Annotated in this window: 14 protein-coding genes; 8 read left to right on the forward strand and 6 right to left on the reverse strand. The window is 72.1% G+C overall.

The features are described from left to right. Positions 1 to 31: 31 nt before the first annotated feature. From rhaS to sigJ, 6 genes are all read left to right on the forward strand, one after another. Positions 32 to 1,111 carry a rhamnose ABC transporter substrate-binding protein gene (gene rhaS, locus AB0P24_RS27060; RefSeq protein ID WP_365798318.1) on the forward strand — a complete coding sequence of 360 codons (1,080 nt, stop codon included), beginning with the start codon at positions 32 to 34 and terminating at the stop codon, positions 1,109 to 1,111. A 17-nt stretch (positions 1,112 to 1,128) separates the two neighbouring features. Then, positions 1,129 to 1,449 carry an L-rhamnose mutarotase gene (locus AB0P24_RS27065; RefSeq protein WP_181804950.1) on the forward strand — a complete coding sequence of 107 codons (321 nt, stop codon included), beginning with the start codon at positions 1,129 to 1,131 and terminating at the stop codon, positions 1,447 to 1,449. 22 nt (positions 1,450 to 1,471) lie between these two features. After that, positions 1,472 to 2,896: a BNR repeat-containing protein gene (locus tag AB0P24_RS27070; protein ID WP_365798321.1), complete on the forward strand. Its 1,425-nt coding sequence runs from the start codon at positions 1,472 to 1,474 to the stop codon at positions 2,894 to 2,896. A gap of 101 nt (positions 2,897 to 2,997) precedes the next feature. Next, positions 2,998 to 4,023 (forward strand): LacI family DNA-binding transcriptional regulator, encoded by a 1,026-nt coding sequence (locus tag AB0P24_RS27075; protein WP_365798323.1) that lies wholly within the window; start codon positions 2,998 to 3,000, stop codon positions 4,021 to 4,023. Positions 4,024 to 4,120: 97 nt separating this feature from the next. Further along, positions 4,121 to 5,422 (forward strand): alpha/beta fold hydrolase, encoded by a 1,302-nt coding sequence (locus tag AB0P24_RS27080; RefSeq protein ID WP_365798325.1) that lies wholly within the window; start codon positions 4,121 to 4,123, stop codon positions 5,420 to 5,422. Between the two features lie 85 nt (positions 5,423 to 5,507). Beyond that, on the forward strand, positions 5,508 to 6,422 hold the full coding sequence (gene sigJ, locus AB0P24_RS27085) for an RNA polymerase sigma factor SigJ (protein ID WP_365798327.1): 915 nt from the start codon (positions 5,508 to 5,510) through the stop codon (positions 6,420 to 6,422). 7 nt (positions 6,423 to 6,429) lie between these two features. On the opposite strand, the gene AB0P24_RS27090 is transcribed toward sigJ, so the two are convergent. Further along, on the reverse strand, positions 6,430 to 6,621 hold the full coding sequence (locus tag AB0P24_RS27090; RefSeq protein WP_365798329.1) for a DUF5999 family protein: 192 nt from the start codon (positions 6,619 to 6,621) through the stop codon (positions 6,430 to 6,432). A gap of 148 nt (positions 6,622 to 6,769) precedes the next feature. Beyond that, positions 6,770 to 7,852, reverse strand: a complete 1,083-nt coding sequence (locus AB0P24_RS27095) for an aldo/keto reductase (protein WP_365798331.1) — start codon at positions 7,850 to 7,852, stop codon at positions 6,770 to 6,772. Between the two features lie 217 nt (positions 7,853 to 8,069). On the opposite strand from AB0P24_RS27095, the gene AB0P24_RS27100 reads away from it, so the two are divergent. After that, a complete protein-coding gene (locus AB0P24_RS27100) occupies positions 8,070 to 8,903 on the forward strand; it encodes a pentapeptide repeat-containing protein (RefSeq protein WP_365798333.1) in 834 nt (277 codons plus the stop codon). Here AB0P24_RS27100 and AB0P24_RS27105 read toward each other — a convergent pair. Continuing rightward, positions 8,862 to 10,394 carry a cytochrome P450 gene (locus AB0P24_RS27105; RefSeq protein WP_365798335.1) on the reverse strand — a complete coding sequence of 511 codons (1,533 nt, stop codon included), beginning with the start codon at positions 10,392 to 10,394 and terminating at the stop codon, positions 8,862 to 8,864. The two genes, AB0P24_RS27100 and AB0P24_RS27105, sit on opposite strands and share 42 nt — an antisense overlap. Before the next feature lie 107 nt (positions 10,395 to 10,501). Between AB0P24_RS27105 and AB0P24_RS27110 the strand changes: the two genes are divergently transcribed. Then, positions 10,502 to 11,107 (forward strand): TetR/AcrR family transcriptional regulator, encoded by a 606-nt coding sequence (locus AB0P24_RS27110; RefSeq protein ID WP_365798337.1) that lies wholly within the window; start codon positions 10,502 to 10,504, stop codon positions 11,105 to 11,107. A 52-nt stretch (positions 11,108 to 11,159) separates the two neighbouring features. On the opposite strand, the gene AB0P24_RS27115 is transcribed toward AB0P24_RS27110, so the two are convergent. From AB0P24_RS27115 to AB0P24_RS27125, 3 genes are all read right to left on the reverse strand, one after another. Then, the gene (locus AB0P24_RS27115) at positions 11,160 to 12,356 is read right to left on the reverse strand and encodes a lactonase family protein (RefSeq protein WP_365798339.1); all 1,197 of its coding nucleotides are present in this window, start codon (positions 12,354 to 12,356) and stop codon (positions 11,160 to 11,162) included. A 106-nt stretch (positions 12,357 to 12,462) separates the two neighbouring features. Next, positions 12,463 to 13,500, reverse strand: coding sequence for a hypothetical protein (locus tag AB0P24_RS27120; RefSeq protein WP_365798341.1), 1,038 nt, complete (start codon positions 13,498 to 13,500; stop codon positions 12,463 to 12,465). After that, a complete protein-coding gene (locus tag AB0P24_RS27125) occupies positions 13,497 to 14,777 on the reverse strand; it encodes an FUSC family protein (RefSeq protein WP_365798343.1) in 1,281 nt (426 codons plus the stop codon). Before AB0P24_RS27125 ends, AB0P24_RS27120 begins: the two co-directional genes overlap by 4 nt. Positions 14,778 to 14,848 lie beyond the last annotated feature (71 nt).

Genomic DNA, 14,848 nt, shown 5'->3' on the forward strand with positions numbered 1-14,848 from the left:
CCCGCTCAACCCTTCGAAAAGGAAAATCGCCATGCGCAAGTCGTCGATCCGCCGTGCCTGTGCGGCCGTCGCCACCGTCTCCTCCATCGCCCTCGCCGTGACCGCCTGCGGCGGCACCACCAAGAGCGACGTCAAGAGCGGCAGCAGCTCCAACGCGGCGGCCGGCACCGCCGACCCGAACGCGGCCACCAAGAAGGGCCTGACCGTCGGCTTCCTGCCCAAGCAGGTCAACAACCCCTACTTCACCTCCGCCGACAAGGGCGGCGAAGCGGCCCTGAAGGAGCTCGGCTCCAGCTACAAGGAGGTCGGCCCCTCCAGCGCCACCGACACCTCCGGCCAGGTCTCCTACGTCAACACGCTCACCCAGCAGCAGGTCGACGCGATGGCCGTGTCCGCGCAGGACCCGGGCGCCCTGTGCACCGCGCTGAAGCAGGCCATGAGCAACGGCATCAAGGTCGTCACCTACGACTCCGACACCACCGCCGACTGCCGCAACGCCTTCATCTCGCAGGCCAGCGCCGAGGACCTGGGCCGTACCGAGGTGCAGCTGCTCGCGAAGCAGATCGGCTACAAGGGCCAGATCGCGATCCTGTCGGCCGCGCAGACCGCGACCAACCAGAACACCTGGATCGACTACATGAAGAAGGAGCTGGCCCTCCCGAAGTACAAGGACGTCAAGCTGGTCAAGGTCGCCTACGGCAACGACGACGCCCAGCAGTCCTTCCAGCAGACCCAGGGCCTGCTCCAGGAATACCCGGACCTGAAGGGGATCATCTCCCCGACCACCGTCGGCATCAAGGCCGCCGCTCAGTACCTGTCCGGCTCCAAGTACAAGGGCAAGGTCGAGCTGACCGGCCTCGGCACCCCGAACGACATGCGCAAGTACGTCAAGAACGGCACCGTCTCCGCGTTCGAGCTGTGGGACCCGGCGAAGCTCGGCGACCTCGCCGCCCGTACCGCCGTCGCGCTGGCCTCCGGCCAGATCACCGGCAAGGAGGGCGAGACCTTCAAGGCCGGCTCCACCAGCTACACCATCGGCAAGGACGGCGTGATCACCCTCGGCAAGCCGACCGTGTTCAACGCCTCGAACATCGACAGTTTCAACTTCTGATCCGGGAGCGGTACTTCATGCAACGCGTCTGTTTCCTGCTCAAGGTCCGGCAGGACCGCATCGCCGAGTACCGCGAACGCCATGCCGCCGTGTGGCCGGAGATGCGCGCAGCGCTCTCCGCCACCGGCTGGCACAACTACTCCCTCTTCCTGCGTGACGACGGCCTGCTGGTCGGCTACCTGGAGACCGAGGACTTCGACGCCGCCCTGGCGGGCATGGAAGCCACCGAGGTCAACACCCGCTGGCAGGCCGAGATGGGTCCCTTCTTCGAATCCCTCGACGGCGCCCGTCCCGACGAGGCGATGAAACCGCTCACCGAAGTGTTCCACCTCGCCTGACCCGTCCCCTCAGGAGCCGCTCGTGAAAAGACGTACCGTGCTGGGCGCCGCCCTCGTCGGCGCCGTGGCCACGCCCGCCCTCGCCGCCGGCACCGCCCGCGCGGCCGACCCCGGCCCGTCGGTGAACAAGCAGCAGAGCACGCAGCTCGACGCCCAGGCGATCTACTTCGTCTCCTACGACGGCCTGGTCAACAACAACTCCTTCCAGAAGAACGGCCTGTTCACGTACAAGGGCTACCAGTACGCCGGCTGGTACACCGCGACCGGCTCCGCGGTCATCGGGCGCCGGGTGCTCGGCGGGCCGGCGTGGTCGACCGTCACCCTCGCCCACCAGCTCAAGTCCAGCGACTCGCACAACGTCATCTCCATGGGCGTGTCGAAGACCGACGGCCGGCTGCACATCAACATGGACTCGCACAGCGACGGCTTCTTCTACGTGAAGTCGGTGGCCGGGCTGCTCGACAACCCCGGCTCCACCAGCTGGACCTCGGCCGTCTTCGGCGCCGTACAGACGTCGTTGGACGGGGTGTCGCTCACCTCCCAGTTCACCTACCCGCAGTTCATCTGCACGCCCGAGGGCAGACTGCAGCTCAGCTACCGCGTCGGCATCTCCGGCAACGGCCGCAACGCCCTCGCGGAGTACGACGGTTCGTCCTGGACGGCGCTCGGGGAGTGGTCCGCCTCCACCGGCACCTACACCAGCTCGCACGGCTCCAGCACCGCCCGCAACATGTACCTGCACGGCATCGACTACGACGTCGACGGGCGGCTGCACTCCTTCTTCACCTGGCGCGAGCAGAGCGCCGCCGTGATGTGCGACAGCGGCGGGATCACCAACCACGACACCGGCTACGTCTACTCCACGGACCGCGGCCGGAGCTGGCGCAACGACGCCGGCGCCCTGGTCGCCACCACCGGCAGCTCGGACACCGTCGCCGTCACCGACGCCGGGCTGGTCGTCGACTCCCTCAACCCCGACCACTCCCTGATGAACCAGGAGAGCCAGTGGACGGACTCCGCGGGCCTTCCGCACGCGATCATCAGTTATGTCCCCGGCCGCTTCGGCCAGTGCACCACGGACTACGTCGCCGACCGCACAGCCAACGGCCGCGCCTTCCACCTGCGCAAGAACTCCGCCGGCAGCTGGCAGAAGACCGAGATACCCGTCGCACTGGACTCCAGCCAGCGCACCAAGCTGGTCCTGGACAAGTACGACAACGCGTACGCGGTGTTCCCCTACGGGCGGATCGCCGGCGCGTCCAAGGCATCCGGGTACTCGGACTGGACGCTGCTCCACGACGGCAGCGGCCTGAACGCCTTCGGCGAGGTCGTGATCGACGAGATGCGGGTCAAGGCGGACAACGTGCTGTCGTTCATGTACCAGGAGACGTCGAGCGGTACGACACCCTCGGCTCTCCACGTCGTCGACTTCGCGCTGCCCGGCTGAGCCGGACCGGTGTGCGAAGTCATGTCGTAATGTGAAGCCCTTCCCGATGTGCCCTTCCGTGCTGTGAAGGCGCCGTCCACGTTTCCTGGAGGTCTCGCCCGATGGCCCAGTCGGTGGGTATCAAGGACGTCGCCCGTGCCGCCGGAGTCTCGGTGGGCACGGTCTCGAACGTCATCAACCGCCCGGACACCGTCGCCGGCGAGACCCGGGCGCGGGTGCAGTCGGCGATCGACCGGCTCGGCTACGTCCGCAGCGAGTCCGCACGCCAGCTGCGCGCGGGCCGCAGCCGGATCATGGGCCTGCTCGTCCTCGACATGGGCAACCCCTTCTTCGTGGACGTGGCCCGCGGCGCCGAGCGGGCGGCCCGGGACGCCGGGCTCGGTGTGATGGTCTGCAACAGCGCGCAGAACGCCGGCGAGGAGGCCGAGTACCTCGCGCTCTTCGCCGAACAGCGGGTACGCGGCGTCCTGCTGACCCCGGCGGACGCCACCGGCCGCAACATCGAGACCTTCCGCCGGCACGGCATCCCCTTCGTGCTGGTCGACCGGGTCGCCGAGGGCACCACCGAGTGCTCGGTCAGCGTCGACGACGTGGCGGGCGGGGCGCTGGCCGTGCGTCACCTCGTCGATGCCGGGCACCGGTCCATCGCCTACGTCAGCGGCCCGCCCGGCTTCAACCAGGTCCGCGACCGGCGCACCGGTGCCCTGAACGCCCTCGCCGAGGCCGGCCTCGGCCCCGGCGCACTGCGCGAGCTGCCGACCGAGCGGCTCGACGTGGCCGCCGGACGGGACGCGGGCGCCCGCCTCCTCGGCCTCGCCGACCGGCCCACCGCCGTGTTCTGCGCCAACGACCTCCTCGCACTCGGCGTCCTGCAGGCCATGTACGCGGCCGGAGTGGTCGTCCCGGACGACCTCGCGATCGTCGGCTACGACGACATCGAGTTCGCCGCCGCTGCCGCCGTACCGCTGACCTCCGTCCGCCAGCCCGCCATCACCATGGGGGCGATGGCCGCGGACCTGCTCCTGGAGGAGACCGAGGAGCGGGAGGGGCAGGCGGCGCACCAGCACCGCCGGGTGGTGCTCCAGCCGGAACTGGTGGTGCGCCGCTCCAGCCTCGCCGCCCGCTGATCGGGTATTCAGTAACGATTTCATGATCCCGGGGTCGGACTGCCCCCGGACCTGTGCTGAACTGGGACGCGACCGTCCGTCCGTCCCGGGAGAACCGTTGAGCCTCAGCTACCGCCAGCCCGGCGTCGTCCTCACCGACCGCCACTTCACCGTCCCCCTCGACCACGCGGACCCGGGCGGTGAGACCATCGAGCTGTTCGCCAGGGAGGCGGTCGCGAGCGACAAGGCGGGCCAGGAGCTGCCCTGGCTGCTGTACCTACAGGGTGGTCCGGGCTTCGGGGCGAATCGTTTCGTCGGGCGGCAGGCCTGGCTCGACCGGGCCCTTCAGGACTACCGCGTCCTGCTCCTCGACCAGCGCGGCACCGGCCGCTCCACCCCGGTCAGCCGGCAGACCCTCCCGCTGCGCGGCGGCCCGGCCGCCCAGGCCGACTACCTGGCCCACTTCCGTGCCGACTCGATCGTCCGGGACTGCGAGGCGATCCGCCCGCGGCTCACCGGCGGCGCACCCTGGACGACGCTCGGCCAGAGCTTCGGCGGCTTCTGCACCGTGACGTACCTGTCCTTCTTCCCCGAGGGCCTCAGGACCTCCGTGATCACCGGCGGCCTGCCGTCCCTGGACGCGCACGCCGACGACGTCTACCGCGCCGCCTATCCGCGCATCGAGCGCAAAGTCCTGGCGCACTACGACCGCTACCCGCAGGACGTCGAGCGGGCCCGGCGGATCGCCGAGCACCTCCTGGAGCGCGAGACCCTGCTGCCGAACGGCTACCGGCTCACCGTCGAGGCCTTCCAGTCCCTCGGCTTGATGCTGGGCACGAGCGACGGCAGCCACCGCCTGCACTTCCTCCTGGAGGACGCCTTCGTCCGCACCCCGTCCGGCCCCGAACTCTCCGACGCCTTCCAGGAGCAGGTCCAGGGCCTGCTGTCGTACGCGAGCAACCCGCTGTACGCCCTGGTCCACGAGCCGGTCTACGGCCAGGACGCCCGCCCCACCGCCTGGGCGGCCGAGCGGGTGCGCGCCGAGTTCCCGCAGTTCGACGCGGCCAAGGCGCTGGCCGACGACGCCCCGGTGCTGTTCACCGGGGAGACCGTGCACCCCTGGATGTTCGAGACCGACCCGGCCCTGCGGCCCCTGAAGGCGGCGGCGGACCTGCTCGCCGCCCGCACCGACTGGCGGCCGCTGTACGACCCGGCCAGGCTCGCCGCCAACGAGGTTCCGGTCGCCGCCGTCGTCTACCACGACGACATGTACGTCGACGCCGGCCACTCGCTGCGCACCGCACGGGCCGTCCGGGGGCTGCGCACCTGGGTCACCGACGAGTTCGAGCACGACGGACTGCGCACCGGCGCACCGAGGGTCCTGGACCGGCTGCTGAAGCTCGCCCGCGACGAGGCGTGACGCGCCGTAAAAGATGTCGCGGGCGTGGCGGGTCCGCATAGTCTGCCTCCGTGGAGCAATGGGGGGGCACGAACGGCATGAGCGCATGAGCGGCATGGACGGCATGGACACGGGCACGGAACTGCTGGCGGACCGCTTCCAGGAGCACCGCGGCCAACTGCGCGCGGTGGCCTACCGGATGCTCGGCTCGCTCGCCGAGGCCGAGGACGCCGTGCAGGAGGCCTGGCTCAGGCTCGGGCGCGCCGACGCGGAGGAGATCAGGAACCTGGGCGGCTGGCTGACCACGGTGGTCGGCCGGGTCTGCCTGGACATGCTGCGCTCCCGTACGGCGCGCCGCGAGCAGCCCATCGACGAGACGTTCGTCCCCGACCCGGTGATCCGGCCGCTGTCGGGCGTCGACCCGGAACAGGAGGCGCTGGAGACGGACTCCGTCGGGCTCGCTCTCCTCATCGTCCTGGAGACGCTGGAGCCCGCCGAGCGGCTGGTGTTCGTCCTGCACGACATGTTCGCGGTGCCCTTCGACGACATCGCGCCCATCGTCGAACGCAGTTCGGCGGCCACCCGCCAGCTGGCCAGCCGGGCCCGCCGCCGGGTCCAGGGCGCCACGCCCACCGGCGACCCGGACCTCGGCCGGCAACGCCGGGCGCTGGAGGCCTTCCTGGCCGCTTCCCGGGGCGGCGACTTCGAGGCGCTGGTCGCCGTGCTCCACCCGGACGTGGTGCTGCGGGTCGACTCCGGGGCGCTGGTGCGCGGTGCGGCCGCCTCCAAGGTGCTGCGCGGCGCGCGGGCGGTGGCCGAAGGGGCGTTCACCTTCCGCCAGTTCGCGAGGTGGGCGCGGCTCGTGCTGGTCAACGGCGCCGTCGGCGTGGTCACCGCGCCCGAGGGACGCCCGCTGTCGGTCACGGCGGTCACCGTCGCCGACGGCCGGATCACCGAGATGTACATCCTGGCCGACCCCGAGCGGCTCGACCGCCTGGACCTCACCGCCGGAGAGGACTGACAGCCGCTCAGACGGCGGGCGCCGCGGGCCGGCGGGGGCTCACGGTCCGCCCGTCGGGCAGGAGTTCACCGGTGTCGTCGAAGACGATCGTGCCGTCGCACAGCAGGCTCCAGCCCTGTTCGGGATGGGCCGAGACGATGACGGCCGGGTGGCGGTCGGGGTGGTCGGCGCCGGGGCACGGGGGCTGATGCCTGCACATGGTCCGTCTCCTGTCGTGCGGGATCCTGCCCCTGTCATAGCCCAGTTTGTTTTCCGCCGGATGAAGAGGACCTCCACAAGAGCGGAATCCCAGCGGTGAGGTTCCGGCCGGCGGCCTTGTGGCGGGGGCCCGGCCGGCCGGAACCGGATCAGTAGCGGGCGGAGCTCGCCAGCAGCGGCGGATACACCGCGCTCGGCACCCCGTCGACCGTGGCGCCCGCGTACTTGAGCATGGTGCCGACGCGGTGGTTGAGGTCGTGGGGGAAGTTGAGGGCCGGGGCCGACACCTCGTCCAGCCGGGCCGTCTGATCCGGTGTCAGGCGGACGTCGAGGGCCGCGACATTGGCCTCCAGGTGGGCGAGGGTGCGCGGGCCGATGAGGGTGGAGGTGACGCCGGGGCGGTTCTGCACCCAGGAGAGGGCCACCGCGGCCGGGCTCGCGCCGGCCTCCTCGGCGACGGCGGCGAGTGCCTCGATCACGGTGAACTCGGCCTCGCCGGGCTGCCCGATGACGGCGGACCGCAGGGCGTCGGCGGGTGCGGGCCGCCCCTTGCGGTACTTCCCGGAGAGGAAGCCGCTCTTGAGCGGGCTCCAGGGCAGCAGCCCCATCCCCGCGTCCTGCGCCAGCGGGACCAGCTCGCCCTCGATGGTGCGCTCCAGCAGGGAGTACTCCATCTGCAGCGCCGTCACCGGCGTCCAGCCGCGCAGCAGCGCCGTGGTGTGGGCCTTGGCGGTGAACCAGGCCGGTGTGTCGGAGAAGCCGACGTACCGGATCTTGCCGGCCGTCACCAGGTCGTCGAGGGTGCGCAGGGTCTCCTCGACGGGGGTGGACCGGTCGTGATTGTGCAGCCAGTACAGGTCGACGTAGTCGGTACGCAGCCGGCGCAGCGAGTCCTCCAGCTGGCCGACGATCGCCTTGCGGCCGGCGCCGCCGCCGTTGGGGTCGCCGAGGTGCAGGTTGCCGAAGAACTTGGTGGCCAGCACCAGGCGGTCGCGGCGGCCGGGACGGGCGGCGAGGAAGTCGCCGAGGATCGCCTCCGAGTGGCCGTTGGTGTAGAAGTTGGCGGTGTCGACGAAGTTGCCGCCGAGGTCGAGATAGGTCTGGAGGATCTTCTCCGCCTCCTCGACCGAGCAGCCGAAGCCGCCGTCCTCGCCGAAGTTCATCGCGCCGAGGCAGAAGGGGCTCACCTTGAGCCCGGACCGGCCGAGACCGACGTACGAGTCGAGTGCCATGAATTGCTCCGTGGAAGATGAGTGGGAATTTCGACTCTTCGAGCAAACCAGGCTGAGCTGCGGGAACACTATGGCGATCGTACCGATGACTTGCACGATCCTGCCCGGCTTCCCGGGGACCGAGTAGCAGCGCCGGTTCGGCCGGGCGCCGGGCGCGGACACGGTACGGCGGAGAAACGCGCAGGAAGCGGTCCTCACCGGTCAGTAGGCTGGCCGGATGCCAGAACAGATATCCGAACGTGCTGGGCTGACCGGGGACTGCGCCCGCTGCTTCGGGTTGTGCTGTGTCGCCCTGCCGTTCGCCGCGTCGGCGGCCTTCGCGGTCAGCAAGCCCGCCGGAAAGCCCTGCCACAACCTCGGCGGCGACCACCGCTGCGGCATCCACACCGAGCTGCGGCAGCGCGGCTTCGCCGGCTGCACGGTCTACGACTGCCTCGGCGCCGGGCAGAAGGTCTCGCAGGTCACCTTCGGCGGCCGGGACTGGCGGACCGGGTCCGAGGAGGACGCCCGCCGGATGTTCGACGCCTTCCCCGTCGTACGGCAGCTGCACGAACTGCTCTGGTACCTGACGGAGGCCATCGGCCTGGCCGCCGCCCGCCCCGTCCACGCCGGTCTGCGCGCCGCGCTGCGGAGGACCGAGGAACTGAGCCTCGGTACGCCCGAAGAGCTGGCCGCGTTGGACGTGGCCGCCCATCGGCAGGAGGTGAACGTGCTGCTGCTGCGGACCAGCGAGCTGGCCCGGGCAGGGGTGCGCGGCAGGAAGAAGGACCGGCGGGGCGCCGACCTGATGGGTGCCCGGCTCCGCGGCGCCGACCTGCGCGGGGCGAGCCTGCGCGGCGCCTGTCTCATCGCCGCAGACCTCACCGGGGCCGATCTGCGGGACGCGGACCTGATCGGCGCCGACCTCCGGGACGCCGGTCTCGGCGACGCGGACCTCACCGGCGCCTTCTTCCTGACCCAGCCCCAGCTCGACGCGGCCCGGGGCAACGCGGGGACGCGCCTGCCGGGGTCAGTCACCCGCCCCGCGCACTGGACAGCCGCCGCCCTCTGACGCGGGTGCCTCGGGCACGGACACCGGCGCCGGGGCGGGAGTGCGGCGCTCCAGCCGCAGCCGCAGCCCGTCCGGCATCAGGGTGAGCCGCTCGGTCACCCGCAGCCGGTAGTCCGGGTCGGCCCGCAGGGTGTAGCGGCGCAGCAGCAGGCCGAGGACCAGGGTCGCCTCGTGCAGCGCGAACTGCCGGCCGATACAGGCCCGCGCCCCGGTGCCGAACGGCTTGAAGGTGTGCGGGGCCCGGCCCCGCGCGGCCTTCGCCTCGAACCGGTCCGGGTCGAAGCGCTCGGGTTCCGGCCCCCACACCTCGGGATCACGGTGCAGCAACGGGGTCAGGACCAGCGCCCAGGCGCCCCGGCGCATCGGATGCTCCCCGCCTAGCACGGTGTCCCGGAGGGCCTCGCGGGCGAAGGCGGGCGCCGTCGGCCACAGCCGCAGCGACTCGTCGAGGACCCGGCGTACGTAGCGCAGCTTCGCCACCTGGTCGTAGCCCGGCGCGGGCGTGTCGCCCCAGACGCGGTCCACCTCGGCGGCGGCGCGGGCCGCGATCCCGGGGTGCAGGGCGAGGTAGTGCAGGGCGAAGGAGAGCGCCCCCGAGGTGGTCTCGTGCCCGGCGACCAGGAAGGTGATCACCTGCCGCCGTACGTTCTGCGCGGACAGCCGCTCCCCGGTCCGCGGGTGGGCCGTCTCCAGCATCCGGTCCAGCAGGTCGCCGTCCGCGCGGCCGCTCGCGCGCCGCTCCTCGACCAGGGCGTCGACCGTGCTGTTGAGGTGGGCGATGTCGGCCGCGTTGCGCCGGGCGGCCTGCCGCAGCAGCAGCGGGGCCAGCGGCCCCGGCACGCTGTTCAGGCGCTGTGCGTAGGTGAGCGTGCCGATCATCGCCGTCACGAAGGGGTGCGGCCGGTTCCGCTCGAACGAGCCGAAGTCGTGGCCGAACCCGGTGCGGGCGATGGTCTCCAGGGTCAGCTTGGTCATGTCCCCGGGCACGTCCACCCAGCGGCCGGCCGACAGCTCGCGGTCCCAGTGGTCGGTGAGCCGCCCGGCCACCGCGAGCATCATCCCGTGGTACCCCTCCATGGCCTCGCGGCTGAAGCCGGGTGCCAGGACGTCGTGCGCCAGCTGCCAGTTCGGCTCGTGGTTGTACGCGGTGAACAGGCCGTCCCCGGCGACCGGGCGCAGATTGGCGACCCCGAGCCCCACGTGCTTGGCGAACCGGGACTCGTCGGCCATGTCGGCGGCCAGTGCGGCGCCCCACACGAAGACGAACTCGTTGCCGAACGCCTTGCGCCTGAAGATCGGGCCCAGCCGGGTGCCGATCCGCATCGAGTCCTGCAGGGGCGTGCGCCGGTCGACGCCCAGGACGTCGCCGAGCAGGGGCAGCCGGCGCGGCGGGTGGGGGATGCGGCTCAGCTCGGGCCAGCCCTGTTCGGCGCCCCGGAACCCCTTGGGCAGCGGGAGCTGCGCCTCCGTCCGCGTGACCGTCTCCGCCATGACGCGCTCTCCCTCGATGCTGCGGCACGTGAGCTATTTGTACATGGGTTCAATAAGCGGTCTCAGTCTCGTCCCGTTGTTGAACCCGCGTCAAGTAAGGTGCGGGTATGGCCGCGAATCCGAGTGAGCGCACCCGCCGCAGGCTCAGTACCGCGGAACGCCGTGAGCAGCTCCTCTCGGTCGGGTCCAGGCTCTTCTCCGAGAGCCCCTACGACGACGTGTGGATCGAGCAGGTCGCCGAGATCGCCGGCGTCTCCCGAGGCCTGCTGTACCACTATTTTCCGACCAAACGCGATTTCTTCGCGGCGGTCGTGGAGCGGGAGGGCGAGCGGATGCTGCGGATGACGGCGGCCGTGCCCGGTGTGCCGGCCCGTGAACAGCTCACTGCGAGCCTGGACGTCTATCTCGACTACGTCCACACCCACGCGCACGGCTTCCGGGCGTTCCATCGCGCCGAGGCGTCCGGCGACCATGCCGTGCGCCGCGTCTACCGGCAGGCGCAGGCGGCCCAGGAGCGTCAGGTCCTCGCCGCGCTGGCCGCCGACCCCGAGTTCGGCCCGGCTCTCGACCGGCGCCCGGACACCCGCCTCGCGGTGCGCGGCTGGCTCGCCTTCACCACGCATGTCTGCCTGGAGTGGCTGCGCACCGAGGAACTGACCCGGGAACAGGTACGGGATCTGTGCGCACGGGCCCTGCTGGGTGTCATCTCCTGAGCCTGCCAGGTCCGTTCCGCACCCCTTCTTCTCCTGCTCCTGCCCGCGGGCCCTACAGCGGCAGCGCGCAGACGGCGACCGGTGACGCGAACGGCTCGCCCGTGAGCCGGAGTTCACCGCTCGGCGGATCGACGGTGAAGACGCTGACGGTGCCGGAGCGCTGGTTGGCCGCGAACAGCAGCCGGCCGTCGGGGGAGAAGGCGATCTGCCGGGGGAAGTCCCCGTGCACCGGCACCGTGTCCAGCAGCCGCAGCCGGGCCCCGTCGGCCTCGATCGCGTACCGCGCGAGCGTGTTGTCGCCCCGGTTGGCCAGATAGGCGAAGGCGCCGTCGGCGGTGACCAGGAACTGGGCCGGGTAGTTGGTGCCGGAGGCGCCGGTGGCCTGCGGCTCGCCGATCGTCAGCCGGCCGCCGGCCGGCTCGTAGCCGCAGACCGCGACCGTGTTCCCCACCTCGTCGGCCAGGTAGGCGTACCGGCCGCCCGGGTGGAACGTGAGATGGCGCGGGCCCGCCCCCGGCTTCGTGTGCGCCTGGGCGGCCTCGGTGAGCGTGCCCCGCACGGGATCGAGGCGGTAGCTGTAGACCGTGTCGGTGCCCAGGTCCACGGCGAGGACGTGGCCGCCGTCCGGGCTGGTGATGAACTGGTGGGCGTGCGGCCCCTGTTGGCCGGGTCCGGGGGCCGGGCTGGAGTGCGTGACCAGGTCGGTGCGCTCGCCGAGGGCGCCCGTGGCGTCGATCGGGTGCACGGCCACGCTGCCCGAGGTGTAGTCGGCGCTCAGCAGCCAGCGGCCGGTGGGATGGACCGAGAGGTGACACGGGCCCGCCCCGCCCGTGCTCCGGCTGCCCAGGATCTTCCGGTCCGCCAGGCGTACGGCGGTCACGCTCCCCTCCGCCCGCTCGTTCACCGCGTACAGCGTGCGGCCGTTCGGGTGGACGGCCAGGTACGACGGGTCGGCGACCCCCGTCAGCGTGCCGGTGCCGGTGATCCGGCCGGTCACCGGGTCGTACTCGGCGAGGCCGATGCCGGCGCCGCCGCCGTCCACGGAGGTGTACGTGCCGAGGTAGAGCGGGCGGGGAGCCGAGGACGTCCGCGCGCGGGTCCTGGCCGCCGGGCGCGCCGCACGGTCCGGCCGTCTTGCGGGCGGGGCCGCCGGCGCCGGGACCGCGGCCACGGCCGCCGCGCCCGCCAGCGCGCCGACGAACCGGCGCCTGTTCCAGCCGCCGCGCGTCCCTTCCGTACCACTGCCCATGCCACGCACCTCAGGTCGTGAGTCACCCCGGACCCGACACACCCTGACGCGGACCGCGGGGTCGGCGCAAGAAAGGCAACACTCGTTGCGTGTGACGCAACGGCGGTTACCAGTCGCCGTCCGACACCGGCTCGCCCGGCGCGTCCTTCAGGGGGACCACCTGCTCCGGGGACGGCTGCTGCCAGGGCTCCCGGTCGTCGCCGAGCCAGTCGCCGACGGGCTTGACCGCCTCCAGGGTGTCCGCGGCGGCGAGGTCCCGGGCGTCCTGGTCGAAGTAGTCGTACCAGGGCAGTCCCGCGCGGGTGTAGGCCGCCCGGTCCACCGGCGACGGCGGGGGCGCCTCGCCGGTGACGCGATGCCACTGCGGGGGCGTGAGCAGGTGCACGAAGACGCGTCCGGCCGGAGTCCGGGTCCAGTCCCGCAACGGCCGGTCGTCCTCGTACACCTCCTGGCGCATCGAGCCGCCGACGCCGAGGCCCATCCCGGCCGGCCTCGCCGCCGGGGCCGCACCGGGGGCGGGGGCGGGGAGCGCGGACATCATCGGCAGGGCCGCACCCCGGCCGCCGGCCGGACCGAGCCCGCGGGTGCGCTCCCGCCGCAGCCGCTCCTGCCGCCGCCACTCGGCGAGCGGGCCGTCCTGGAGCGAGAAGGCCTGGAGCTGCACTCCGCCCCACACCTCCTCGCCGGTGACCTGCCCCTCCACGGTGGCGCCCAGCCCGAGCGGCACCGCCACGAACTGGCGGACCGTGCCCTTTCCGGAGTTGATACCGTCCAGCCACGGCTGCCGGGGCAGGACCAGGTAGTTCTGAGGTGTCCGGGACAGCCGGTCGCGCCACGGCTCGCCGGAGACCGCGCACACCTTGCCGACGCCGACCTGCAGCGCGGCCGGTTCCGCCGTGCCCGCGAAACTCAGCCACATCGCCTCGCGCAGGTACACCGGCAGCATCACCCCGCCCCGCGCCCGCCACTCGGCCGGAACCGTGTCCGGGTAGTCGCTCACCCGCTGGACCGGGAACTCGCCGAGCCCCGGCGGCAGCGGATGCGTGCCCTTCTCCGGCAGCCGCAGCGTGCGCACGAAACGCACCGCCACCCCGCCCGGCAGCCGCAGCGTGTTCCCGTCGATCCGTACCGCCGTGTCCGTCATCGGCGTGCCCCCTTCTCTGTCCGGGACAGAGAACGCCCCGGACCGCCGCCCTGGTTCCGCCGCAGCCGCTCCGGCACGCCCACCCGCTCCCGCAGCCCGGTCGGCCACGGCCGTCCCGCGCGCTGCTCGCCGGAGACCCGGTCCAGCTCCTCCAGCAGGCGGCGGGTGCGGTGCTCGGTGTCCAGCTCGTCGAGGAGCCGGTTGACCTCGGTCAGGACCGCGCCGAGCAGCTGCCAGTTCCGGTCGTCGCGGTGGATCTCCCGCTGGAGCAGTTCGGCGAGCTTGTCGCGGGTGCCGCTCGCGGTGTGCAGCTCGGCGGCGAGCCGCGCCTCGGCCGACTCCGCGCTCTCGCTGATGCTGGTGGTCACCAGGACCGCGAAGCTCACCACGGCGTCGGCGATCTCGGACAGCAGCTGCTCCACGGCGGCACCCGCATCCGATGCGAACAGCGGTTCGGGTTCGCGGGCCTTGGCCAGGTCGGTGAAGGTCCGGGCCAGCACGCGCAGCACGACCGTGCAGATCTCCAGCGTGTCCAGGCCGGTGCGCAGCACCACCCGGTGCAGCAGGCCGTCCCTGACCCGCGGATTCAGCCGCAGGCTGTCCTCCGCCCGCCGCAGCGCCGCGTCCACCTCGACGATGGCGTGGTCCAGGCGGCGGGCCTCGTGCAGCCGCGCGGCGGCCTGCTGCCAGGGCATGATCTGCGCCGCTTCCTCGCCCATCCGCAGCATCAGCTGCCGCAGCCGGCGGGCCAGGCCCTCGACGGACTCGCCGGCCTCGTCCACCCACACCGGGGGCGGGAGCAGGAGGTTGCAGCCCATGCCGACGACCGCGCCGATCAGGGTCTCCACGATCCGCGCCCACGCGGTGCTGCTGATGGTGGTGACCCCGAGCACCAGCATGGCGCTGATCGCCACCTCGGGGATGTACTCGTCGACGCGCACCAGATGCCCCACCGCCAGTGAGGCCACGATCAGCAGGGCCAGGCTCCACCAGGTCAGCCCCACCAGCTGGCTGAAGGCGATGGCGACCAGCACCCCCGCCACCACCGCGTTGACCCGGCGGAAACCGTTGGTCAGGGTGGCGTACAGGGTCACCTGGACGACCAGCAGCGCGGTCAGCGGAGCGGTGAGCGGAGCCGGTTCCGGGCTCAGGTGGAGCGCGACGACGTAGGCGATCGTGGCCGCGGTGGCCGACCGCAGCGTCTGGACGACCACCGGGTCCCGATGCCGCCGCAGCATTCGCGACAGCCCCTCGGCCCACTTCCGTACGTGTTGCATCCCTTGGCCTGTTCCCCCTCGCCTGTCACATCGAACACGTTTTCCGCAGATCACCCGCGTGCCAGTGGCTG

It is taken from the genome of Streptomyces sp. NPDC086519, from assembly GCF_040686075.1.
GTDB lineage: Bacteria > Actinomycetota > Actinomycetes > Streptomycetales > Streptomycetaceae > Streptomyces > Streptomyces shenzhenensis.

Bases quoted from the DNA above. Each gene is read 5' to 3' on its own strand.
- rhaS (WP_365798318.1), top strand. From the start codon at position 32: ATGCGCAAGTCGTCGATCCGCCGTGCCTGTGCGGCCGTCGCCACCGTC.
- AB0P24_RS27065 (WP_181804950.1), top strand. From the start codon at position 1,129: ATGCAACGCGTCTGTTTCCTGCTCAAGGTCCGGCAGGACCGCATCGCC.
- AB0P24_RS27075 (WP_365798323.1), top strand. From the start codon at position 2,998: ATGGCCCAGTCGGTGGGTATCAAGGACGTCGCCCGTGCCGCCGGAGTC.
- sigJ (WP_365798327.1), top strand. From the start codon at position 5,508: ATGAGCGGCATGGACGGCATGGACACGGGCACGGAACTGCTGGCGGAC.
- AB0P24_RS27090 (WP_365798329.1), bottom strand. From the start codon at position 6,621: ATGTGCAGGCATCAGCCCCCGTGCCCCGGCGCCGACCACCCCGACCGC.
- AB0P24_RS27095 (WP_365798331.1), bottom strand. From the start codon at position 7,852: ATGGCACTCGACTCGTACGTCGGTCTCGGCCGGTCCGGGCTCAAGGTG.
- AB0P24_RS27100 (WP_365798333.1), top strand. From the start codon at position 8,070: ATGCCAGAACAGATATCCGAACGTGCTGGGCTGACCGGGGACTGCGCC.
- AB0P24_RS27105 (WP_365798335.1), bottom strand. From the start codon at position 10,394: ATGGCGGAGACGGTCACGCGGACGGAGGCGCAGCTCCCGCTGCCCAAG.
- AB0P24_RS27110 (WP_365798337.1), top strand. From the start codon at position 10,502: ATGGCCGCGAATCCGAGTGAGCGCACCCGCCGCAGGCTCAGTACCGCG.
- AB0P24_RS27115 (WP_365798339.1), bottom strand. From the start codon at position 12,356: ATGGGCAGTGGTACGGAAGGGACGCGCGGCGGCTGGAACAGGCGCCGG.
- AB0P24_RS27120 (WP_365798341.1), bottom strand. From the start codon at position 13,500: ATGACGGACACGGCGGTACGGATCGACGGGAACACGCTGCGGCTGCCG.
- AB0P24_RS27125 (WP_365798343.1), bottom strand. From the start codon at position 14,777: ATGCAACACGTACGGAAGTGGGCCGAGGGGCTGTCGCGAATGCTGCGG.